At 64.7% G+C, this 22,231-nt stretch carries 24 protein-coding genes; 16 read left to right on the top strand and 8 right to left on the bottom strand.

Features of this window, described 5'->3' with window-relative positions:
- Nucleotides 1-69: 69 nt before the first annotated feature.
- Both J6525_RS16315 and J6525_RS16310 read right to left on the bottom strand, forming a co-directional pair.
- Nucleotides 70-1,614 (bottom strand): acyl-CoA synthetase, encoded by a 1,545-nt coding sequence (locus J6525_RS16315; RefSeq protein WP_225645411.1) that lies wholly within the window; start codon nucleotides 1,612-1,614, stop codon nucleotides 70-72.
- Nucleotides 1,615-1,835: 221 nt separating this feature from the next.
- A complete protein-coding gene (locus J6525_RS16310) occupies nucleotides 1,836-3,008 on the bottom strand; it encodes an acetyl-CoA C-acetyltransferase (protein WP_092085296.1) in 1,173 nt (390 codons plus the stop codon).
- A gap of 174 nt (nucleotides 3,009-3,182) precedes the next feature.
- Here J6525_RS16310 and J6525_RS16305 point away from each other — a divergent pair, with 174 nt between their 5' ends.
- The 9 genes from J6525_RS16305 (at nucleotide 3,183) to J6525_RS16265 (ending at nucleotide 12,842) form a co-directional block, all read left to right on the top strand.
- Complete coding sequence (locus J6525_RS16305) at nucleotides 3,183-3,848, top strand: TetR family transcriptional regulator (protein ID WP_057016282.1); 666 nt, start codon at nucleotides 3,183-3,185, stop codon at nucleotides 3,846-3,848.
- A gap of 46 nt (nucleotides 3,849-3,894) precedes the next feature.
- Nucleotides 3,895-4,653, top strand: coding sequence for an SDR family NAD(P)-dependent oxidoreductase (locus J6525_RS16300; protein WP_016847447.1), 759 nt, complete (start codon nucleotides 3,895-3,897; stop codon nucleotides 4,651-4,653).
- Nucleotides 4,654-4,814: 161 nt separating this feature from the next.
- Nucleotides 4,815-5,621, top strand: coding sequence for an enoyl-CoA hydratase/isomerase family protein (locus J6525_RS16295; protein WP_092085451.1), 807 nt, complete (start codon nucleotides 4,815-4,817; stop codon nucleotides 5,619-5,621).
- A 41-nt stretch (nucleotides 5,622-5,662) separates the two neighbouring features.
- Complete coding sequence (locus J6525_RS16290; RefSeq protein WP_225645410.1) at nucleotides 5,663-7,531, top strand: AMP-binding protein; 1,869 nt, start codon at nucleotides 5,663-5,665, stop codon at nucleotides 7,529-7,531.
- 131 nt (nucleotides 7,532-7,662) lie between these two features.
- Nucleotides 7,663-8,790: an acyl-CoA dehydrogenase family protein gene (locus J6525_RS16285; RefSeq protein WP_092085302.1), complete on the top strand. Its 1,128-nt coding sequence runs from the start codon at nucleotides 7,663-7,665 to the stop codon at nucleotides 8,788-8,790.
- 118 nt (nucleotides 8,791-8,908) lie between these two features.
- Nucleotides 8,909-10,156 (top strand): acyl-CoA dehydrogenase, encoded by a 1,248-nt coding sequence (locus J6525_RS16280; RefSeq protein WP_225645409.1) that lies wholly within the window; start codon nucleotides 8,909-8,911, stop codon nucleotides 10,154-10,156.
- Between the two features lie 134 nt (nucleotides 10,157-10,290).
- Nucleotides 10,291-11,541 (top strand): acyl-CoA dehydrogenase, encoded by a 1,251-nt coding sequence (locus J6525_RS16275; RefSeq protein WP_225645408.1) that lies wholly within the window; start codon nucleotides 10,291-10,293, stop codon nucleotides 11,539-11,541.
- A gap of 98 nt (nucleotides 11,542-11,639) precedes the next feature.
- Nucleotides 11,640-12,353 carry a nitroreductase gene (locus J6525_RS16270; protein ID WP_225645407.1) on the top strand — a complete coding sequence of 238 codons (714 nt, stop codon included), beginning with the start codon at nucleotides 11,640-11,642 and terminating at the stop codon, nucleotides 12,351-12,353.
- Between the two features lie 78 nt (nucleotides 12,354-12,431).
- Entirely contained in the window at nucleotides 12,432-12,842 is a 411-nt protein-coding gene (locus J6525_RS16265; RefSeq protein WP_225645406.1) for a hypothetical protein, read from the top strand.
- Between the two features lie 216 nt (nucleotides 12,843-13,058).
- On the opposite strand, the gene J6525_RS16260 is transcribed toward J6525_RS16265, so the two are convergent.
- Complete coding sequence (locus J6525_RS16260; RefSeq protein ID WP_225645405.1) at nucleotides 13,059-14,057, bottom strand: helix-turn-helix transcriptional regulator; 999 nt, start codon at nucleotides 14,055-14,057, stop codon at nucleotides 13,059-13,061.
- An 80-nt stretch (nucleotides 14,058-14,137) separates the two neighbouring features.
- Here J6525_RS16260 and J6525_RS16255 point away from each other — a divergent pair, with 80 nt between their 5' ends.
- On the top strand, nucleotides 14,138-14,785 hold the full coding sequence (locus J6525_RS16255; RefSeq protein WP_225645404.1) for a glutathione S-transferase family protein: 648 nt from the start codon (nucleotides 14,138-14,140) through the stop codon (nucleotides 14,783-14,785).
- Nucleotides 14,786-14,799: 14 nt separating this feature from the next.
- Nucleotides 14,800-15,234 (top strand): DUF6157 family protein, encoded by a 435-nt coding sequence (locus J6525_RS16250; protein WP_092085315.1) that lies wholly within the window; start codon nucleotides 14,800-14,802, stop codon nucleotides 15,232-15,234.
- Nucleotides 15,235-15,519: 285 nt separating this feature from the next.
- On the opposite strand, the gene J6525_RS16245 is transcribed toward J6525_RS16250, so the two are convergent.
- Entirely contained in the window at nucleotides 15,520-16,305 is a 786-nt protein-coding gene (locus tag J6525_RS16245) for an enoyl-CoA hydratase/isomerase family protein (RefSeq protein ID WP_076832869.1), read from the bottom strand.
- A 14-nt stretch (nucleotides 16,306-16,319) separates the two neighbouring features.
- Nucleotides 16,320-17,432: a cyclic nucleotide-gated ion channel gene (locus J6525_RS16240; RefSeq protein ID WP_057016272.1), complete on the bottom strand. Its 1,113-nt coding sequence runs from the start codon at nucleotides 17,430-17,432 to the stop codon at nucleotides 16,320-16,322.
- Nucleotides 17,433-17,749: 317 nt separating this feature from the next.
- Between J6525_RS16240 and J6525_RS16235 the strand changes: the two genes are divergently transcribed.
- The gene (locus J6525_RS16235; RefSeq protein ID WP_016847460.1) at nucleotides 17,750-18,418 is read left to right on the top strand and encodes a Crp/Fnr family transcriptional regulator; all 669 of its coding nucleotides are present in this window, start codon (nucleotides 17,750-17,752) and stop codon (nucleotides 18,416-18,418) included.
- A gap of 29 nt (nucleotides 18,419-18,447) precedes the next feature.
- The gene (locus J6525_RS16230; RefSeq protein ID WP_225645403.1) at nucleotides 18,448-19,317 is read left to right on the top strand and encodes a DUF6537 domain-containing protein; all 870 of its coding nucleotides are present in this window, start codon (nucleotides 18,448-18,450) and stop codon (nucleotides 19,315-19,317) included.
- A 114-nt stretch (nucleotides 19,318-19,431) separates the two neighbouring features.
- Here the strand turns inward: J6525_RS16230 and J6525_RS16225 are convergent, their stop codons facing one another.
- The 3 genes from J6525_RS16225 to J6525_RS16215 are packed head-to-tail and all read right to left on the bottom strand — an operon-like array spanning nucleotide 19,432 to nucleotide 20,131.
- Entirely contained in the window at nucleotides 19,432-19,650 is a 219-nt protein-coding gene (locus tag J6525_RS16225) for a hypothetical protein (RefSeq protein WP_016847462.1), read from the bottom strand.
- A 51-nt stretch (nucleotides 19,651-19,701) separates the two neighbouring features.
- Complete coding sequence (locus J6525_RS16220; protein WP_016847463.1) at nucleotides 19,702-19,914, bottom strand: hypothetical protein; 213 nt, start codon at nucleotides 19,912-19,914, stop codon at nucleotides 19,702-19,704.
- A gap of 25 nt (nucleotides 19,915-19,939) precedes the next feature.
- Nucleotides 19,940-20,131, bottom strand: coding sequence for a hypothetical protein (locus J6525_RS16215; protein ID WP_016847464.1), 192 nt, complete (start codon nucleotides 20,129-20,131; stop codon nucleotides 19,940-19,942).
- 295 nt (nucleotides 20,132-20,426) lie between these two features.
- Between J6525_RS16215 and J6525_RS16210 the strand changes: the two genes are divergently transcribed.
- The 3 genes from J6525_RS16210 to J6525_RS16200 all read left to right on the top strand — a co-directional run bounded on the left by J6525_RS16210 (nucleotide 20,427) and on the right by J6525_RS16200 (nucleotide 22,060).
- Nucleotides 20,427-20,633: a hypothetical protein gene (locus J6525_RS16210; protein ID WP_028339101.1), complete on the top strand. Its 207-nt coding sequence runs from the start codon at nucleotides 20,427-20,429 to the stop codon at nucleotides 20,631-20,633.
- A 91-nt stretch (nucleotides 20,634-20,724) separates the two neighbouring features.
- A complete protein-coding gene (locus tag J6525_RS16205; protein ID WP_016847466.1) occupies nucleotides 20,725-21,087 on the top strand; it encodes a PRC-barrel domain-containing protein in 363 nt (120 codons plus the stop codon).
- Nucleotides 21,088-21,298: 211 nt separating this feature from the next.
- The gene (locus J6525_RS16200) at nucleotides 21,299-22,060 is read left to right on the top strand and encodes a Crp/Fnr family transcriptional regulator (RefSeq protein ID WP_092085323.1); all 762 of its coding nucleotides are present in this window, start codon (nucleotides 21,299-21,301) and stop codon (nucleotides 22,058-22,060) included.
- Nucleotides 22,061-22,231: the final 171 nt, after the last annotated feature.

The following is a 22,231-nucleotide window of genomic DNA, read 5'->3' as shown; positions in this document are numbered from 1 at the left end:
TGCATGGGGTTGTTTTCGATATTTTGGCCGCGCGCGGCGGCGGCCCCTCCGGGGAGGGGCGAACCGCGGTCACCCCCTGGCAGGCGCCTTCGGCCAATAGCGGTCGCGCAGATGGCGCTTCACCAGTTTGCCGGTCGGCGTACGCGGCAGCTCTTGCTCGAAGTCGATGCTCTTGGGGCATTTGATCGGCGACAAGTGCTGCCGGCAGAACGCGATCAGCTCGGCCTCGAGCTCCTTGCCGGCCCTGGTGATGTCGTGCGGCTGCACCACGGCCTTGACCTCTTCGCCCATCTCCTCGTTCGGCACCCCGAACACCGCGACGTCGGACACCGCCGGATGCGTGATCAGGACGTCCTCGGTCTCCTGCGGGTAGATGTTCACGCCGCCGGAGATGATCATGTAGCTCTTGCGGTCGGTGAGATAGAGGAAGCCCTCTTCGTCGAGGTAGCCGACATCGCCGAGCGTCGACCAGCCCTTGGCGTTGTAGGCCTTCTTCGTCTTCTCCGGATCGTTGTGATAGGAGAACGCCGGCGCGTCGGCGAAATAGACCTGGCCGATCTGGCCGGTCGGCGCCTCCTCGTCGTTCTCGTCCAGGATCTTGACCTTGCCGACCACGGCGCGGCCGACCGTGCCGCGGTGGCTCAGCCATTGCTGCGAGGTCGAGACGGTGACGCCATTGCCTTCGGAGCCGGCGTAATACTCGATCAGGATCGGTCCCCACCATTCGATCATCTTGGCCTTGACGTCGACCGGGCAGGGCGCCGCGGCGTGGATCGCGCCTTTCAGCGACGAGACCTTGTAGCGGGCGCGCACTTCGTCGGGCAGCTTCAGCATGCGCACGAACATGGTCGGCACCAGCTGCGACTGCGTCACCTTGTGCTTCTCGACCTGCTTCAAAAATTCCTCGGCGTCGAAATGCTCCATGATGACGGAGGTGCCGCCGAGCACGGTGGCCATCATGTTGAAGCGTAGCGGGGCGGCGTGATAGAGGGGCGCCGGCGACAAATAGATGCTGTCCGCATTCATGCCGCACATGTCTGCGGTGAGAATCCGCAGGAACGGGTTCGGCACGTCGATCCGGTTGCCTTCGAACTGCTTCTTGATGCCCTTTGGCCGGCCGGTGGTGCCGGAGGAATACAGCATGTCGTAGCCGGCGACCTCGTCGGCAACCGGCGTGGTCGGCTGCGCGCCGGCTTCCTTGTCGTAGGAGCGGAAGCCCGGTGAGGGCTCGTCCATCATGTAGAACAGCGGCTCGCCCGCCTCGCCCTTGATCAGGCCCTTCACCTTGTCGGCGCATTGCGGCGTGGTGATGAACACCTTCGCGCCGCAGTCCTTGATGATGTAGGCGATCTCTTCTTCCGTCAGGTAGCGGCTGATCGCCGTGTAATAGAGACCCGAGCGCTGCGCGGCCCAGCAGATCTCCATGAAGGCGAGCCGGTTTTCCATCAGCAGCGCGATGTGGTCACCGGCCTTCAGGCCGAGCGAGCGGAACAGATGCGCGCCCTGGTTCGAAAGCTCGTCGAGCTCGCGATAGGTGATGGCCTTGCCGGACGCCGCCATCTGGTAGGCGATCTTGTTCGGATGGGTGCGCGCGTGGATCGACGGATGGGTCACAGACGTTTCCTCAAACAAGGTGGTCGTCCCTGCCTAGTGCGCAATTGCGCACGGGAGCAGGGACCCATAACCACCGATCTTATTTATTGAAATGAGCTGGGGCCTCAGCTCGCCATAACCACATCGACCTGTGGTTATGGGTCCCGGCTCAAGGCCGGGACGACACCTTTTGTATGGAGGCTCTTGCGGCCTCTCAAACGCTTCTTAAAGGTCAGGCGCTCCTACAGCCGCTCGACAATCGTCACATTCGCCATGCCGCCGCCTTCGCACATGGTCTGCAGGCCGTAGCGCTTGTTGCGCTGCTTGAGGGCATGCAGCAGCGTCGTCATCAGCTTGGTGCCGCTGCCGCCGAGCGGATGGCCGAGCGCGATCGCGCCGCCATTGACGTTGAGCCGGGCCGGATCGGCGCCGGTGGTCTTCAGCCACGCGGTCGGCACCGAGGCGAAGGCCTCGTTGACCTCGAAGAGATCGATGTCGTCGATCTTCATGCCGGCCTTCTGCAGCGCGCGCTGGGTCGCCGGCAACGGCGCTTCCAGCATGATCACAGGGTCGCCGCCCATCATGGTGAGGTGATGGATGCGCGCCATCGGCTTGACGCCAAGCGCCTTCAGGCCCTTCTCGTTGACGACCATGACGCCGGAGGCGCCGTCGCAGATCTGGCTGGCGCTCGCCGCGGTGAGCTTGCCGTTCTCGGCGATCAGCTTGACGCCCTTGATGCCGTCGAGGCTGGCATCGAAGCGGATGCCTTCGTCGATGTGATGGGTGTCGGTCGAGCCGTCGGCGCGGGTGATCTTGACCGGCACGATCTCGTCCTTGAAGTGGCCGGCCTGCGTTGCCGCGATCGCGCGCTGATGGCTGTTATAGGAGTATTCGTCGAGCTCATCCTTCGACAGGCCGTACTTCTCGGCCATCATCTCCGCGCCGGTGAACTGGCTGAACACGATGTTGGGATACTTCGCCTCGATGCCCGGGCTCTTGTAGTGGCCGAAGCCGTTCTTGGCGGGCAGCGAGGAGGCGAGGCCCATCGGCACGCGGGTCATCGATTCCACGCCGGCGGCGATCACGCAGTCCATCGTGCCAGACATCACGGCCTGCGCCGCGAAGTGCAACGCCTGCTGCGAGGAACCGCACTGGCGGTCGATCGAGGTCGCCGGCACGCTCTCCGGCAGCTTCGAGGCCATCACCGCGTTGCGCGCGATGTTGGTGGACTGCTCGCCGGTCTGCATCACGCAGCCCATGATCACGTCCTCGACCAGCGCGGGGTCGGCGCCGGTGCGCTCGACCAGCGCATCGAGCACGGTCGCGGCCAGATCGGCCGGATGCCAGCCGGCGAGACGCCCTCCCTTGCGGCCGCCCGCGGTGCGAGCGGCGGCGACGATATATGCCTCGGCCATGTCTGATCTCCCTGATGTTTCCGGATTGGGCGGTCTGAAAGTTGGGCCGGATTTAAGGGGTGGCTCAGCATTTAGTCAATCAATCAATTAACTCTTGAGTGCGGCCCCGCCATGGGCTTATGTGCGGCCTCGATTTACCGTCGAACCCTGACCTAGAGCGGGACCAGAGCGCAGTTGAATACCAGCGTACCGACGAAACTTCCGGCCGGCAAAAATGCCACCGCCGACAAGCTTTTGGTTGCGGCCAGTGAGCTGATGATCGAGCGCGCCTCGATCGAGGTCTCGTTGTCCGACATCGCGCAGAAGTCGGGCGTCAACGCCGCGCTGGTGAAATATCATTTCGGCAACAAGGACGGGTTGTTGCTGGCGCTGCTGGCGCGCGACGCCGCCACCGAGATATCGCAACTCGAATATCTCATCAGCCAGCCGATCACGCCGTCCGCGAAATTGCGGCTGCATATCGGCGGCATCATCCGCGCCTATCACCAGTTCCCCTATATGAACCGGCTGATCCATTATCTCCTGCACGAGAGCTCGCCTGCCGCTGCGAACGAGGTGTCGAAATTCTTCGTCGCGCCGCTTTTGGATTTTCACCGCCGGCTGCTCGCAGAAGGGATCAAGGCCGGTGAATTCCGCAAGATCGATCCGGTGCTGTTCTACACCAGCCTGATCGGCGCCTGCGATCATCTGTTCTTCGGCCGTCACGCGATGTCGCGCGCGGTCGGCGTCGGCCCGGTCACCGACGAGGTCTGCCGCGATTACATCAAGCACATGGAAGCCTTGATCTTCGGCGGCGTGCTCAATCCCGATAAGGAAACGGCAGCAGTCGCCGCCGGATAACAAGTTCGAAGTCTAGAGAAGAAACGCCCAAGGAAAGGTTGTATCCATGCAGTTGAAAGACGTTGCCGTTCTCATCACCGGCGGTGGCTCCGGCCTTGGTGCCGCAACCGCGCGCGCCATGGCCGCCAAGGGCGCCAAGATCGGCGTGATCGACCAGAACAAGGAAAACGCCGAGAAGGTCGCCGCCGAGGTGAAGGGCGTTGCCCTGCATGCCGACGTCACCGACGAGGACGCGATCAAGGCGGCGATCGCCAAGGCCGAGGCCGCGCACGGCATCGCGCGCGTGCTGATGAACTGCGCCGGCATCGGCGGTTCGCAGCGCATCGTCGGCAAGGACGGCGTCTATCCGCTGGCCAAGTTCGTCCGCATCATCAACGTCAATTTGATCGGCACCTTCAACGTGCTGCGCCTTTTCGCCGAGCGGCTGGCGACCGAAGCCCCGATCGGCGAGGAGCGCGGCGTCGCGATCAACACCGCGTCGGTCGCGGCCTATGAAGGCCAGATCGGCCAGATCGCCTATTCCGCCTCGAAGGGTGGCGTCGTCGGCCTCACGCTGCCGGCCGCGCGCGACCTCGCCAGCCTGAAGATCCGCGTCAACACCATCGCGCCGGGCCTGTTCCTGACGCCGCTGTTGATGGGTCTGAACGAGGAAGCGCGCAAGAGCCTCGGCGCCCAGGTGCCGCATCCGGCCCGCCTCGGCGATGCCTCGGAATACGGCAATCTCGCGGTCCACATCGTCGAGAACCCGATGCTCAACGGCGAAACCATCCGCCTCGACGGCGCCATCCGCATGGCGCCGCGCTAACGGCGAATCCCGCTGTCGTCCCGCCGAAAGCCGGGGCCCATATTCCGCGGCGTCTGTAACAGGCAAGCTGGCAGACGCCGCGCAAAACAACAAAAGCCTGTGGTTAGGGGTCCCGGCTCGCGCTTCGCTTAGCCGGGACGATGGTCGGGAGGACCATGCGCGTGTCTCAGCCGCTGCTGATCGAACATCACGACGGAACAGATTGGGTCACGCTCAATCGCCCCGAGAGCCTCAATGCGCTCGATCCTTCGCTGATCGACGCGCTCAACGTCTATTTCCAAGGCCTGCAGCGCAATCGCGACACCCGCGTCGTGGTGCTGAAGGGCGCCGGTGCGAATTTCTGCGCCGGGCTCGATCTCAAGCACGCGATGGCGCGCCGTGGTGGACAGACCGAGCCGCCCGGCGTCACAGAGTCGCTGGACTCGCAGCGCCGCATTGCCGACATCGTGATGCTGATGCGGCGCGCTCCGCAGCCGATCATCGCGCTGGTGCAGGGCGCTGCCGCCGGCGGCGGCTTCGCGCTGGCGCTTGCCGCCGACATCCGCATCGCCGCGAAGAACGCGCGGATGAACTGCGCCTTCATCAAGCTTGGTCTCGGCGGCTGCGATATCGGCACCAGCTATTTCCTGCCGCGCCTCGTCGGCGTCTCGGTTGCTTCCGAATTGATCCTCACCGGGCGCTTCATCCATGCCGACCGCGCGCTTGCGGTCGGCCTGGTGTCCGAGGTGGTCGAGGCCACCGATCTTGATGCTGCGGCCAATCCTTATGTCGAGGCGATGATGACGGCCTCGCCGGTCGGTCTCCGCCTCTCGAAGGAATGCATCAACATGAGCATCGATGCCGGCTCGATCGAGGCCGTGATTGCGATGGAGGATCGCAATCAGGTGCTGTGCAGCCGCTCGGAAGATTTCCAGGAGGGAATCAGGGCCTTTCTCGAGAAACGAAAGCCTGTCTATATCAGGCGCTGAGAACAGATCCTCTAAAGGACAAGAATTCCGGGAGACGCAAAATGGATGGAGACGCGGCGATGCTGACGAAACCTGCCTTTCGCAAGGTGGATTGGCTCGCACGTGACATCGCGGTCGAGCGGCGCGGTGACGGCACCGTCGTCCTGAAGTCGCGGATTCCGCTCCAGGCCTACGAGACGCATATTCCGGCTTATCTCGCCAAATGGGCGGCGCAGGCGCCGGAGCGGATCTGGCTCGCGCAACGCGGTGGTCCCGACCGGCAGTGGCGCAAGGTCTCCTATGGCGAAGCCAAGCGCACCGTCGATGCGCTGACGCAAGGCCTGCTCGATCTTGGCGTTGGCGACGGCCGGCCCGTCGCGATCCTCTCGGGCAATTCTATCGAGCACGCGCTGATGACGCAGGCCGCGATGCAGGCGCGGCTGCCGGCCGCGCCGGTGTCGCCGGCCTATTCGCTGATGAGCCAGGATCATCTCAAGCTCAAATACCTGTTCAACCTGATCAAGCCGGCCGTCGTGATGGTGCAGGACGGCCCGACTTTCGAGAAGGCGCTCAAAGCGATCGATCTCACCGGCATCACGGTCGTCCACGTCCTGCGTCCCTGCGAGGGCATCAGGAGCGCGGCCTTTGCCGACCTCGCGGCAACGCCGGTGACGGCTGCGGTCGGCGAGTCCATCGCGAAGATCACGCCCAAGACCGTCGGCAAGCTGCTGTTCACCTCGGGCTCGACCGGCATGCCCAAGGCCGTCATCAACACCCAGGAGATGATGTGTGCCAACGCGGCGATGATGATGCAGGTGCGCCCGCGTGAAACGGAGGGACCGATCGCGACGGTGCTCGACTGGATGCCGTGGAATCACACCATGGGCGGCAACGCCGCGTTCAATCCGGTGCTGGTCGACGGCGGCACGCTCTATATCGACGACGGCCGGCCGATGCCGTGCCAGCTCGAGGAGACCATCAGGAACCTGCGCGAGGTGTCGCCGACCTATTACGCCAACGTGCCGGCCGGCTATGCCGCGCTCGCCGCCGCGATGGAGAAGGACGAGGCGCTGTGCGCGAGCTTCTTCAAGAACCTCTCGATCATGGCCTATGGCGGCGCGCGGCTGCCCGACGATCTCTATGACCGCATGCAGGCGCTGGCGGTGAAGACCACGGGCGGGCGCATCGTGTTCTACACCGGCTGGGGCTCGACCGAGACCGCGCCGACCTCGACCGGCACCTATTGGGACACCGAGCGCGTCGGCCTGATCGGCCTGCCGTTCCCCGGCGTCGAGCTGAAGATGGTGCCGTGCGGCTCGAAATATGAATTGCGGCTGCGCGGCGTCAACGTCACGCCAGGCTATTTCGGCCAGGCGGACCTCACGGCCAAGATGTTCGACGAGGAAGGCTTCTACTGCATCGGCGATGCCGGCGTGTTCGTCGATCCCGAAGATCCGCTGCAAGGCATCATCTTTGCCGGCCGGGTGGTCGAAGATTTCAAGCTGACCACCGGCACGTTCGTGCATGTCGGCTCGTTGCGCACCGATGCGATATCAGCCGCGACGCCGGTCGTGCATGACGCGCTGGTTGCGGGGCAGGACCGTGAGTTCATCGGCCTGCTGTGCTGGCCGAACCTGCACGCCTGCCGCCAGCTCGTCGGCAATGCCGATGCCAGCTACGAGGACGTGATCCGGCATCCCGAAGTGCTTGCCTGCCTGAAGAAGGGTTTGCAGGCGCACAATGCGTCCACCACCGGCAGCAGCATGCGTATCGCGCGTGCGATGCTGATGGTCGAGCCGCCGTCGATCGACGGCAACGAGCTCACCGACAAGGGCTACATCAACCAGCGCGCCGGCCTCGAACGCCGCGCCGCACTGGTCGAGAAGCTGTATGCCGGCAAGCCCGGCGACGACGTGATCATCTTGAATTGATCCTACGAAAGCAAACGCGTCATTCCGGGGCGCGCGAAGCGTGAACCCGGAATCCAGAGGTTCCTTACGTCGAGATTCCGGGTTCGATGCTGCGCATCGCCCCGGAATGACAGCAAGAAAAGGTAAGCGCCATGAATTTCGATTTTTCCGACGAACAGAAGCAGATGCGCGACGAGGCGCGGAAGTTCCTCAGCGAACAGTGCCCGCCGAAGGCCGTGCGCGAGGTGCTCGACGGCAAGGCGCCTTACGACAAGGCGCTGTGGAAGGGCCTCGCCGAGATGGGCTTCCTCGGCGTCGCGATCCCGGAACAGTTCGGTGGCGCGGGCGCCGGCCATCTCGAGCTCTGCGTGATCGCGGAGGAAATGGGCCGCGCGCTGGCGCCGGTGCCGTTCTCCTCCACCGTCTATCTCGCCGCCGAAGCGATCCTGATCGCAGGCAGTGACGCGCAGAAGCAGAAGTGGCTGCCGAAGATCGCCGCGGGCGAAGCCATCGGCACGCTGGCGCTGTTCGAGGGCAAGGGCAACCCGTCGCCGAAGGCGATCAAGGTGACGGCCAATGGCGGCGTGCTCAACGGCGTCAAGAAGCCGGTGCCTGATGGTGCGATCGCCGATTTCGCCGTGGTCGCCGCGCGCACCGGCTCGAGCGGACGCGAGTCCGATATTTCCTTGTTCATCGTCGACCTCAAGGCCGGCGGCGTCGAAATCAAGTCGCTGACCAACATCGACCTGACCCGCGGCCAGGCCGAGTTTACCTTCAAGGATGCGAAGGCCGAGCCGCTCGGCGCGGCCGGCGAGGGCTGGAGCGTGATCACCCAGGTGCTCGATCGCGCGGCCGTGTTGACGGCGTTCGAGCAGGTCGGCGGCGCCGACCGCGCGCTGGAGATGGGCCGCGATTATGCGCTTGATCGTATTGCCTTTGGCCGTCCGATCGGCTCGTTCCAGGCGGTCAAGCACATGCTGGCCGATATGTATGTGTCGGCGACCTTGGCGCGCTCGAATTGCTACTACGGCGCCTGGGCGCTCTCGACCAATGCCGGCGAATTGCCGGAAGCGGCCGCCGCCGCGCGCATCAGCGCGACGCAGGCATTCCAGCATTGCGCCAAGAACAACATCCAGGTGCATGGCGGCATGGGCTTCACCTGGGAGTTCGACTGCCACATGTACTACCGCCGCGCCAATGCGGTGGCGCTCGGTCTCGGCAGCCTGTCCTATTGGGAAGACGCGCTGATCGACCGCATGCGCAAGAAGAACGCGGCGTAACGATACGATTCGTCATTCCGGGGCGCGCGTAGCGCGAACCCGGAATCCAGAGGTTGGGAAATCGAGATTCCGGGTTCGATGCTGCGCATCGCCCCGGAATGACGGAAAGAAAGCCACCATGAATTTCGACGACACCCCGCAGGAGGCCGCATTCCGCGCCGAGGCGAAAGCCTGGATCGCGGCCAATGCACCGAAGCAACATGAAAACGAGCTGCGCAAGGCCTCGCTCGGCCGTGTTGCGCTCAAGGGCGCCAACATTCTCGAGGTCGCGAAGGCCTGGCAGAAGAAGAAGGCCGATGCCGGCTGGGCCTGCCTGCACTGGCCGAAGGAGTATGGCGGCCGCGGCTCATCGCCGATCGAGCGCGTGATCTGGCAGCAGGAGGAGGGCCCGTTCGGCCGCCTCAGCTCGATGTTCATCATCGGCCACGGCATGTGCGGCCCGACCATGATGGCGTTCGCCGGCGAGGAGCAGAAGCGCAAATATCTGCCGCCGCTTGCCTCCGGCGAGAAGATCTGGTGCCAGCTGTTCTCCGAGCCGGCCGGCGGCTCCGACGTCGCCGGCCTGCGCACCCGCGCCGAGAAGCATGGCGACGAGTGGGTGATCAACGGCCAGAAGATCTGGACCTCGGGCGCGCATTATTCCGACTACGGCATCTTGCTCACCCGCACCGACCCGACCGTGCCCAAGCACAAGGGCCTCACCATGTTCTTCCTGGACATGAAGAGCCCGGGCGTCGAGGTCAGGCCGATCAAGCAGGCGAGCGGCGCCTCCGACTTCAACGAGGTCTATTTCACCGACGTGCGCATTCCGGACTCGCAGCGGCTCGGCAATGTCAATGACGGCTGGAACGTGTCGCTGACCACGCTGATGAACGAGCGGATGTCGATCGGCGCCGGTGTCGCCACCGGCTTTCCCGAGCTGTTCGACTTCTGCAACAGCCTGATGCTGGAGGACGGCCCCGCGATCGAGAACCGCGCGGTGCGCTCCAAGCTCGCCAACTGGGCCGTGAAGGCGAGCGGGCTGAAATACACCAGCATGCGCGCAATCTCGGCGCTGTCGAAGGGCGAGCGTCCGGGACCGGAGAATTCGATCGGCAAGCTGGTCGCCGGCTCGATGATCCAGGACGTCGCGACCTACGCGCTCGATCTGCAGGGCGCGGCCGGCGCGCTGAACGGGATCGAGGATGCCGAGGTCGCCGGCAAATTCCAGGCGATGCTGCTGCGCGCGCCGGGCACCCGCGTCGAGGGCGGCACCGACGAGATCATGCGCAACATCATCGCCGAACGCGTGCTGGGCCTGCCCGGCGACATCAGGGTCGACAAGGACGTCCCCTTCAACAAGATCCCGACCAAGGGAAGAGCTTAACCGTCGTTCCGGGGCGGCGCGAAGCGGCGAACCCGGAACCTCGAGCGACATAACTTCTAGATTCCCCGATGCGCAACCGCGCATCTGAGGTTCGCGCTGCGCGCGCCCCGGAATGACAAAGAAAAGGAGCCGCCATGAATTTCGATGACACGCCGCAGGAAGCCGAGTTCCGCGCCATCGCCCGCAAGTGGATCGCGGCCAACGCGCCGAAGGAGTTCGAAGAGGAGCTCTCGAAGTCTTCGCTCGGCCGCATCCGGCTCGCCAGGCACGACATGGTCGAGGTCGGCAAGGCCTGGCAGAAGAAGAAGGCAGAGGGCGGCTGGGCCTGCCTGCACTGGCCGAAGGAATATGGCGGCCGCGGCGCCACCCCGATCGAGCGCGTGATCTGGCAGCAGGAAGAGGGCGTCTACGGCAAATTGACCCAGCCGTTCCAGATCGGCGAGGGCATGTGCGGCCCGACCGTGATGGCGTGGGGCAGCGAAGACGCAAAACGCCGCTATCTGCCGAAGCTCGCCTCCGGCGAGGAGATCTGGTGCCAGCTGTTCTCGGAGCCGTCGGCCGGCTCCGACGTTGCGGGGCTGCGCACCCGCGCCGAGAAGAAGGGCGACAATTGGGTCGTCAACGGCCAGAAGATCTGGACCTCAGGCGCGCATTACTCCGACTACGGCCTGTTGATCGCGCGCACCGATCCGAATGTGCCGAAGCACAAGGGCCTCACCATGTTCTTCCTCGACATGAAGAGCCCCGGCGTCGAGGTGCGGCCGATCAAGCAGGCCAACGGCATGCAGGAGTTCAACGAGGTCTATTTCACCGACGTCGTGATCCCGGACAGCCAGCGCCTCGGCGCGGTCGGCGAGGGCTGGAGCGTGTCGCTGACCACGCTGATGAACGAGCGCATGTCGATCGGCGCGCGGCTCGCCACCGGCGTGCCCGAGATGTTCGAGTTCTGCTCCAATTTGATGCTGGAGGACGGTCTCGCGATCGACGATCCGGCGGTGCGCTCCAGGCTTGCGAGCTGGGCGGTGAAGGCGAGCGGGCTGAAATACACCAGCTACCGCGCCATCTCGGCGCTGTCGAAGGGCGAGCGACCGGGCCCGGAAAACTCCATCGGCAAGCTCGTCTCCGGCCTGATGCTGCAGGATATCGCGACCTATGCGATGGACCTGGAAGGCGCGGCGGGCAGCCTCACCGGCACCGACGAGGAGCAGGCCAACGGCCAGTTCCAGCAGATGCTGCTGTCGTCGCCCTCGATGCGCATCGCCGGCGGCACCGACGAGATCCTGCGCAACATCATCGCCGAGCGCGTGCTGGGCCTGCCCGGCGACATTCGCGTCGACAAGGATGTGCCCTACAACAAGATCCCGACCAAGGGGCGGGGTGGTTAGTCGTCATTCCGGGGCGATGCGAAGCATCGAACCCGGAATCTCGAGATTCCGGGTTCACGCTTCGCGTGCCCCGGAATGACGAAAAAAGAGGATATATCATGGACGCGAAGACACCGAACCCGCGCTACGCGACCGAGGACCGTATCGGCGCGCTCGAGGAACTGCTCAACGAGCGCTACTCGGTGCGCGCGTTCCAGCCGCGCGAGGTGCCGCGCGAGGTCATCGAGCACATTCTGTCGACCGCGCAGCGCACCGCATCCTGGTGCAACAGCCAGCCCTGGCAGGTGCTGATCGTCTCCGGCGAGGCCAAGGAGCGGTTTCGCAAGGCGATCTATGCCGAGGCCTCGCGCGGCCTCGGCGAGGACTACGACTTCACGCCGCCGCGCGAATATGTCGGCGTCTATCTGGAGCGCCGCCGCGAAAGCGGTTTCCAGCTCTACAACACGCTCGGCATCGCGCGCGGCGACAGGCCGGCCTACGCAAAACAGGCGCTGGAGAACTACAATTTCTTCGGCGCGCCGCACATTGCCGTGGTCCACACCAATGAGCCGCTCGGCATCTATGGTGCGATCGACTGCGGCGGCTATGTCTCGAACTTCATGCTGGCGGCGCAGGCGCTCGGGCTCGGCACCATCCCGCAGGCGGCGATCGCGCGCCATTCCGGGCTGATCCGCCGTCATTTCAACCTGGCCGACGATCGCCGGGTTGTCTGCGGTATCTCGTTCGGCTATGCCGATCATGCGCACAAGGTGAACAGCTACCGCACGTCGCGCGCGACCGTGGAAGATACTGTCACATTCGTCGATGTATAATTTCCTCAAGGCGGGAAGGCCGGTTCGCCCTCCCGCCGAGGACAAGAAGAGCTACAAGAAGAAACGACAAGAACAACAATGGCGAATAACGCCTCCCTGACGCCGGCGGAGATCAGCTGGCAGCTGCACCGTCTGCCTGCACTCGAGCGCGACGCGTTCGTCGCCGCGCATTATCTGGGACGGCCCGTTGCCTGGAAGACCCGCTTCTTCGACGCGATCGATTGGGGCGCGGGCTCGGTGCTGCAATTCAGCTTCCTGCAGCGCGGCTGGCATCGCCATTCGCGGCTCGACAATCCGATCTATGCCTATATCGACATCGAGCAACATCCGGAAACCCGCGGCCTGCGCCGCGGCCGGCGGATCGATCTTGAGGGCACGATCAAGGGCGTGGACTTCGTGACCGGGATTACGCTGACGCTGGAGCGGTTCGAGATCCTGCCGGTCAATTTTTTCGACCGCTTCGTGATCAGCTCCGACAGCCGCTACTAGCAAGCAGCGAACCGCAGACTCTGCTCCACCTCGCCCCGCGCGCGGGGAGAGGTCGGAACGCATCGTTAGATGCGTTCCGGGTGAGGGGGAGTCTCAGCAAGCGCAGCTATCACCGTATGCGCGGAGACAGCCCCTCACCCCAACCCTCTCCCCGTAAGAACGGGGCGAGGGAGCGCACTGCTCCTGCGGCTCCATTCAACCCAATCTCATTACGCTTCAGCGTCCCGCCACCGCGCGGCGGGCTGGCGCGTCGGCATAGCGCGCGGCCATCGCGCTCGTCAGCTCGGCCATCTTCTCGCGCAACTCTAACGGCGCGACCACTTCGGCCTCGGCGCCGAGCCGCAGCAATTCGGTCGCCGCATGCCACACCGTCTTGCCGACCGGCATGGTGGCGAGCCGCCAGCCGTCGGCGTCGGTGCCATCAGTGAGCCTCATCCGCGCCTTCACGTAAGGATGCGCAAGCGCGTCGAACAGTTTCAGCCCGAGCGGCGACAGCCGCACCGTGGCCTCGTTCGGATGCAGCTCGGCCTCCAGCCGCTCGATCGAGGCGCGCCAATAGGCGGCGAGGTCGAACGCCGCCGGCCGTGCGAACGGGGTCTCCAGCGCGGTGCAATCCAGTACGCGCGCGACGCGGTAGGTGCGCACATTGCCGTCGACGAGGCCGGCGAGATACCAGCTGCCGCCCTTCAGCACGAGGCCGAGCGGCGCCACGCGCCGCCGCTTCTCGGCTTTCCAGCTCTGGTAGCGGATCTCGAGCATGGTCTCGCCCAGCACGGCGCCGGCGATGGCGCGCAGATGCTCCGGCTCCTCGGTCTCGCCGAACCAGCCGGGCGCGTCGAGATGGAAGCACTGCTGCATCCCTCTCGCGTTGGGCCGCAGGTTCTCCGGCAGCGCCGCCATCAGCTTGGTCTGCGCCGCCGCCATCGCGGCATTGAGGCCGAGCGCGGCGGCGGGCCCCGGCAGTCCGGCCATGAACAGCGCCTCGGCCTCGCCCTGCGACAGGCCGTTGAGCCGCACGCGATAGCCGTCGAGCAGGCGATAGCCGCCCTCGGCACCACGGTCGGCGTAAACCGGAACGCCGGCGGCGGCGAGCGCGTCGATGTCGCGATAGATCGTGCGCACCGAGACCTCGCAAGCTTCCGCCAGCTCAGGTGCGGTGACCTGCCCCCGCGCCTGCAGGGTGGTGACGATGGAAAACAGCCGGCTCGCGCGCATGGTCAAATCATACCTGACACAAGATGTCAGGTATAGGCGGGCATAACGGAGCCATGCCCGACGGCGCAAGGAGACCCGCCATGACCACCCCCACCGACCGCGTCACGTTGTATTATTCGCCGCAAAGCCGCGCCACCGGCACCCGCGTGCTGCTGGAGGAACTCGGCGCGCCGTATGACCTGCACGTCCTGAACATGAAGTCCGGCGAGCAGCGCAAGGCCGCCTATCTCGCCATCAATCCGCTCGGCAAGGTGCCGGCGATCCGCCATGGTGACGCGCTGGTCACCGAGCAGGTCGCGATCTTCATCTATCTCGCCGATCTGTTTCCGCAGGCCGGCCTGACGCCGGCGCTGAACGACCCGCGCCGCGGCCCGTATCTGCGCTGGATCGCCTATTACGGCGCATCGTTCGAGCCGGGCGTGATCGACCATTTCATGAAGCGCGAGCCCGCGCCAATCACGCAGTCGCCCTATGCCGATTACGACACCATGCTGGGCGCGCTGGAATCGCAGCTGGCAAAGGGGCCCTATCTGCTCGGCGAAGAGATCACGGCGGCCGACATCCTCTGGGGCATCGCGCTCTCTTGGACCATGATGTTCGGCATCGTGCCGAAAAGGGACGTGTTCGTCCGCCATGCCGAACGCATCGCCGCACGCCCGGCCTTCCAGCGGATATCGAAGGCCGATGACGAGATGGCGGCGCAGCATGCCGCGGCCACCGGAGTGTGATACGGATCGGGCCGATGGCGAAAGTCCTGCACAGCACCAACTGCTTCAACACCCTGATCCGCGTCGCGGAGGACTGTCCGGCGCAGCGCGGCGAGGAGCCGCAGTTGCGCGGTGGCCAGCCGACGGTTGCCTTGCTGCAATACCGGATGATCGCGGGCGCGCCCTACAAGTACACCTCCGACGATGTGGTGTTCGCGACGTCGGCGGCCGGCCGTGCGCTCGATGCGAAAGTGGCGAAGAAAGCGCGCAGCCTCGCCCGCGAGACGTTCTTCTCGCGCGGCCAGGCCTGCATGCGCGCCTCGCCGCTCGGCAAGCGTTTCGGCTGGGGTGTCCATGCCGACGCCGAGGGCCGCATCGCGCTCTACGCCGTCGACAGCAAGCGCTACCAGGCACTCGCCGCGGATCCTGACATCGCGCAGGTCCGCGCGATGCGGAGCAAGCGGGCGTGAGGGGAGGTTGATACGGCCGTCATTGCGAGGAGCGATAGCGACGAAGCAATCCATGCCACCGCGTTCGCGCTGAAATGGATTGCTTCGCTTCGCTCGCAATGACGTCTCAAAGGCTGAGCGCGCCATTAGACCCGTCATCCCCGCGCAAAGGCTTCGCCTTTGTCGCTGGAGGTGCGAGCGGAGCGAGCCTCGAAGGATGAATCGGCCACCAACCGGGCCGTCGACCCTTCGAGACGCCGCTACGCGGCTCCTCAGGTGACGGGATAAAGGAGCCGGGACGCCGACCTAAAACCGCGGCGCCCGCTTCTCGGCGAAGGCCTTGATGCCTTCCTTGATCTCGTCGCCGCGCATGCTGTCGCGGTGGCGGGCGTCGGCGGCGGCTTCATCCAGTGCGCCGCGGGCGAATTCGTTGATTGCGCGCTTCATGCCGGCCATCGCCTTGGGCGCGTTGCCCGCCAAAATCGTCGCGAGCTTGTCGACTTCCTCGTCGAGCAGGTCGAGCGATACCATCGCGGTGAGGTAGCCGATCCGCAGCATCTCCGGCGCCGATATCTTCTGCGCGGTCAGGAACAGCATCCTGGCGTTGTCGACGCCGAGCCGCGTGACGTAGCGCTGAATGCCGCTCTTGTAATAGTGCAGCCCGAGCCGCGCCGCCGGCATGAACATCTCGGCGGTATCGACGCCGATGCGGAAGTCGCAGGCGAGCGCGAGGTCGGTCGAGCCGCCATAGACCCCGCCATTGAGCCGGCAGATCGTCGGCACGCTGAGATCCTCGAGGCGGTTGACCACGACCTCGAACGCCGAACCCGCGCTCTGTTGTTCGCTGGCGCTCACCGCGCGCTCGGCGACGGAGTTGAGGTCGTAGCCGGCGGAGAACGCGCGGCCGGTTCCGGTCAGCACCAGCACGCGGATCGCGGGATCGGCCTCGATCCGGTCGAACAATGTCAGCAGCTCGCCGAGGTCCTCGGCCTGCAGGCGGTTGAGATGCTTCGGCCGGTTGAGGCGGATCGTTGCGCGTGCGCCCGCGATTTCGAGCACGGGTCCGCTGGCGGTGTCGGCCGCGTCAGCCATCTTGGTCTCCATCATTATTGATTTTCACGTTCGCGCCGCTTGGCCTCGGCGTCGATGGTCTCGGCGAGATCGGGATGCCTTGCCATCAACAGGCGGAAATCGACCAGGTCAAGCACCAACAACCTGGTCACCTTGCTGGTCGAGACGCTGGCGCCGCGCTTGGTGTTGCCTAGCAACGCCATCTCGCCGAAGAACTCGCCTTCGCCAAGCTTCACCTTGCGCCCGGGCAGGTCGACCTCGACCTCGCCGGCGGCGACGAAATACATGCAGTCGCCATTGGTGTCCTTGCGGATGATCATGGTGCGCGGCGGCAGGTCCATGGTCCGCAGCATTTGGGTGACGTCGGCGATCGCGGCCGGGCCGAGATGCGCGAAGAACGGCACCTTGCTGACGGTCTCCCAGGTTCTCAAGAAATTGTCGCGGCGGGTTTCGGCGGCAAAACCGGTCGCCAGGATACCGGTCCACAGCCCGAACACGCCGAGGCCCGAGATCATCACCATGGCGGCGACCACGCGGCCGAGCGGGGTGATCGGCACCACGTCGCCGTAGCCGGTCGTGGTCAGCGTCACCACCGCCCACCACAGCGCCGCCGGCACGCTGCCGAAGGTCTGCGGCTGGACGTCCCGCTCCAGGAAATATTCCGCAACGGAGGCCAGGAACACCACCATCAGGAAGATCACGAGCACGCTGAGCAGCGGCCCGGATTCCACCACCAGCACGCGCCGGAGCTGGCGCAGGCCGGGAATGCCCGGCACCACCTTGAGCACCCAGAGTACGCCGAGCAGCCAGGCGGTCTTCGGCTCGACGCCGGACAGCAAGGCCACCGGCACGGCCAGCGCGCCGATCGCGTCGACCACGCCGGCGCTGGACAGCGCGTAGAACCAGAATTTGCCCTGCCGGCCCATGTGGCGCAGCCGCACCAGCCATTCGAATACGAAATAGGCAAGGCAGGCCCACAGCAGCGCATCCACCCAGCGCGGCGCCGCGTCATGGGCCGGCGCGACCGTCAGCAGCGTCATCATGGCGACACCGGCCGCGACGGCGACATAGGCCGCCGTGGTCATGTTGCGGCCGGCGGTGGCGGAAACGAAGCGCGTCAAGGCCGGAAGGACGAGCCGCTTGGACATCGGAACGGAGCTTGCCTGTCGATGAATTGCTGGAATTGAGGCCCTGCGAACGGCAGAGCCGATGTCACAACGTGCCTCTCCCGGTTGAGGCCGTCAACGCGCAGGCCATGGCGGGATGCTCGCGGCGGAAGACCCATCAGTTGGACGAAAGGCCTAACCATGTTGGCCCGATTTTGCGCCCGCGAATGTGAGAAATCGGACAAAACGTCGCTTTTTCCCCGTATATCAGGGATGCTGGTCGCCGATGCGACCTTGGCCGGAATGAAGCGACTAATAAGGCGATCTTATTCACTTCTTGAGAAATTGGTTGGTTTCCGATGGATACCTCACATCTCGCGGAGCACGCAGGCGCCGCCGGCAGTTTCTTCGCATCGATCTTCGTGGTTGCCACGCTGTCGATGCGGACCATGATCCCGTTGCGCGTCTTCGCCATCCTGACCAACATCATCCTGATCGCGACCGCCGTCCCGACCCACAATTACGCGACGCTGATCCTGCATGCCGTGCTGTTGCCGGTGAACACCTATCGGCTGCACCAGATGCTGCAACTGGTCCGCAACGTGAAGAAATCGGTCAACAGCGATCTGTCGATGGAATGGCTGAAGCCGTTCACGACGGAACGCAAATGCACCGCGGGCGAAGTCCTGTTCTACAAGGACGAGAAGGCCGACAGCATGTTCTACATTGTCAGCGGCCGCTTCCGCCTGGTCGAATCCGGCATCGAGCTGCCGGTCGGCGCCCTCGTCGGCGAGTTCGGCATGCTGTCGCCGTCGAACACGCGAACCCAGACGCTGGAGTGCGTCGAGACCGGCATGGTGCTGTCGGTGACCTATGACCAGGTCGAGCAGCTCTACGTCCAGAACCCGGCGTTCGGCTTCTACTTCCTGCGCCTCGCCAGCGCCCGCCTGTTCCAGAATATCTCGACGCTCGAGCAGCAGCTCGCGCAGCACGCCACCCCACAGGTCGCGGAGCCCAAACCTGCATGAGCCCCGTGACGAGTTCTGGAGGCGCCGCAGTGGCGGATGACGACGGTCTCCTGGCTTCGCTCCGTTACCTCTTTGCCGATATCATCGGCGATGAGGACGAGGGGCCGCCGGTGCTGCCCGACGCCTGCCCGGACCATCTCGGGCCGGCCGTCACCAAGGCCATCGATCTGTTGATCGCCTATCAGAGCACGAGCTACGCACAGCTCTATATCGACCGGCTCAAGCGCTTCGTCGGCCGCCGCGGCGTCGACGACGCCCTGCTTGCCGAGATCGGCCGCCTGATGGCGGAGCGCATGGCGTATGAGGACGCGATCCGCATCGCGCAGCTCAAGCTTGGCGAAGTCAGTGCGGCGGGCGGCCTTGCGGCGCGCTCGGCCGACGACGTCAAGAAGTTTCGCCTGGACGAGTTGATCGACGCCCTGCCGGCCGTGGTCGCCGATCCGGTGCTCGGCGTGCTGGATCAGTTCGGCTGGCGGCGTCGCCGGGTCTCGATCCGCTTCAGCGCCAACAACCGCTTCAGCGTTCGCCGGCTCAGGATCGAGGCGGGCCTGAAGCGCTGGCGGCTGTTCTCGGGACGCTATGCCAGGGAGCGCGTCTGGGTCGAGCGCTGGCTGCACATGATCGACCGCAGCCTGACCAAGCAGCCGGGCGCCACCCCGGCGGTCGTGCAGACCGCGACCATGATCCAGGGTTACGGCGATCCCTACCGCCAGGGCATCGCGGACTGGCACGTGATCATCGACGGACTCGCCAAGCCGACCTTCGACGGCGTGCTCGTGCTCCCCGACCTTGCCGGCGCCATTGCGGAAGCGCGCGCTGCCACCATGCCCGATCCGCGGCAGGCAGCGCTGAAGCGCAAGATCGCGGAGATCCGCGCCCGGGCGCCGGCGGTGTCGTAAGAACCTTCGCCGTCATTGCGAGGAGCGAAGCGACGAAGCAATCCAGTTCCCCGCTTGCGGCGCTGTGGATTGCTTCACTTCGCTCGCAATGACGCGGGAATCTGCCGAAGCTATCTACCGCTTGATGTGCGGCGGCTCGTCGTAGCCGCGGCGGCTGGAATAGAACAACAGGCCCATCAGGCCGATGCAGACCGCGGCCAGAAGCGCAATGCCGATCGTGAACACCACGATGCCGTAGGTCGGCACCGGAGCATCCACGGTCAGGCCTTCATAGGCGTAGGCGCCGACGGCGGCCAAAAAGGCCAGCAGGCCGATGCTGATTGCAATGCGCATGCGTGGCTGCCTCTGCTGAGGGCCGAGGGCAACAGGCACTTACGCCGGTTTTCACGCCGCGGCGGTGGCCTTGGCCAACGCCTGCCGTCCGGCTTCGGTCAGCTCGGAAAGCGTCGTCCTGCCGCTCTTGGCGCATTTGATGATGTATCGGGCAACGCGGCGGCGGGTGTCATGTTCCTCGCCGTGAGGTGCGTCTGCGCAAACGCGATCGAGCGCAACGTTCATGGCGAAGAGCGTGCGTGAGTCAAACCGTTCCTCGATCATCGCAGCTCTCCTTTGCGACTCGCGGCTACTTGCGGAACGTCAGCCATTCGCTGACTTCCATCACAGTCTCGGTCTGTCTGGCCTTCTTCATCAGCATTTCGCGTTCCCGTCCCGGCGGCAGCTTGCGTGCCGCAATGCGCGAATCTTCGGCGAATTTTTGCAAGCGGTTTTCAAACGATCCGGGAGGCCGCGACCTGTTGCGCTTCTTCTTGATCATGCCGTCTCCGAGCTGGAACCAGCAATACTAGGCTTGTTCCCGGGAGGCCGTCGTTAACCCATGACATCGGTCGAATTGAAAAAAACGCGCGCCGGAAATTGCGATCCAAGATCGCGACCTGGGATCGCGAAGATCGCAGGAACGATCTTCGGTGCTCCGCGTAGCACCCGTGCGTTCGCTGCTTTGCTCCCCGAAAGGCGGTGGACCACTCCGGTGACGGGCCTCGGCGAATTTGATCGCCGGGGCCCGCATGTCTTCAAGCAAGGCAGCCAAGGCAACAAGAAGGACATAAGCAGTGGCACATTCCAATCAGGGCATCGTGAAAGACAACAAGGGGCAGGAGCAGCCGGCCGACAAGCAGCGCGCGCAGACCGCGCATAAGACCGACCCGCGAAAGTCGAATGCGCGCGAAGCGACGCGTGATCCGAAATTGAACGATGCCGACAAGACGCCGGGATCCGGCATGACATCGGACGACCGCGGCGATCCTCCAACGGGCTGAACGGCGTTCCGCTCTGCAGCAATCGCGGCAATGCGGCAGGAACGATGACCCGGGCCGACCGTTGGCGTCGAGGGATCAATGGAGAACTGACATGGCGATGGACGAGAAGGAGGTCGGAAACCTGATCGGCAGCGACAAGGTCGAGGGCACCGCGGTCTATGGCTCCGACGAGCGCAAGATCGGCTCGATCGAACGGGTGATGATCGACAAGAAGAGCGGGCGGGTGTCTTACGCCGTGCTCGGCTTCGGCGGCATTCTCGGTCTCGGCAACGACCATTATCCGCTGCCCTGGCAGTCGCTCAAATACGACACGAGGCTGGGCGGCTATGTCACCGGCGTCACCGAGAGCCAGCTGCGCGGCGCGCCGAAATACGGCAGCGAGCGCGAGTGGAATTGGTCCGATATCGGCACCACGCGCGCGGTGAACGACTACTACGGCGTGCCGTTCGTCTGAACGTCCCTTAGACGTCCCCCCGAGCCGGGGGACCCGTATTTCACCGGTGGTACCCACCGGGAGCCGAGGTGTGCGTGATGCTCGGGATGTAACCGTCGCATCCTTGGGACGTCTGTACACTAGTGAACATACGTCAATAGCTGTGCAAGGTAACATACGTAATTGAAGTCGGTCCTGCAGTTGCCCGATTAAACATGCGGGAGACCAATCGTTGGCGTCGCTAATCCGGAAATTGGAGCAGTTTGCACGGCTTTCGCCGGTAGACCAGGTCCTTCTCAATCGCGCGTCTACCGAGCGCGTCCGCCATTTTGGTCCGCGGGTCGACATCGTCCGCGAGGGCGAGAAGCCGAAGGACGTCCATCTGATCCTGTCCGGCTGGGCCTATCGCTACAAGCAGCTCGAGGACGGCCGGCGTCAGATCGTGGCCTTCTTTCTGCCCGGCGACATTTGCGACGTGAACGTCTTCATCCTGCGCGAGATGGATCATTCGATCGGTACCGTCACGGCAGTGTCGATCGCCGACCTCTCCCGCGAATTCTTCGACAAGGTCGCGGCCGGACATCCGCGCATCGTGACCGCGTTCTGGTGGGAAACCCTGGTCAACGCGGCGATCCAGCGCGAATGGACCATGAGCCTCGGCCAGCGAACGGCGCTGGAGCGGATGGCCCATCTGCTGTGCGAGATCTGGCTCCGGCTACGTGCTGCAGGCCTGACCCAGGGCGACAGCTGTGATTTCCCGCTGACCCAGGGCGATCTCGCCGATGCCACCGGGCTCTCCAAGGTTCACGTCAACCGAACGCTGCAGGAATTGCGCGCCGGCGGCCTGATCGTACTCAAGGGAAAGACCCTGGTCGTCCCCAATCTCGAGCGGCTGATGCACGCCGGCCTGTTCAACCCGAACTACCTGCATATGGATCACGAGGGACGGCAGCTCGACGCCGCTGCGACGCCGACGGACGCGGCGGTCGGGTAGTAAGCGCTGCGCTCCGGTGCATGTCGAGAGCGTGCGGATGTATGGTTCACCGGCCGTTTAACATAGGCGGTGTTGTCCTGGCGAAAGCCAGGACCCATTACCCCAAGTCTCAATTGTTGCGCGATGCTGGGGCCGCGATCCCGTTCATCAGCAAAAGCGGTGGTAATGGGT

The sequence above is a fragment of the Bradyrhizobium australafricanum genome (assembly GCF_020329495.1).
GTDB classification, from domain to species: Bacteria; Pseudomonadota; Alphaproteobacteria; order Rhizobiales; family Xanthobacteraceae; genus Bradyrhizobium; species Bradyrhizobium australafricanum.
This window is presented reverse-complemented; position numbering and strand designations above follow the sequence as displayed.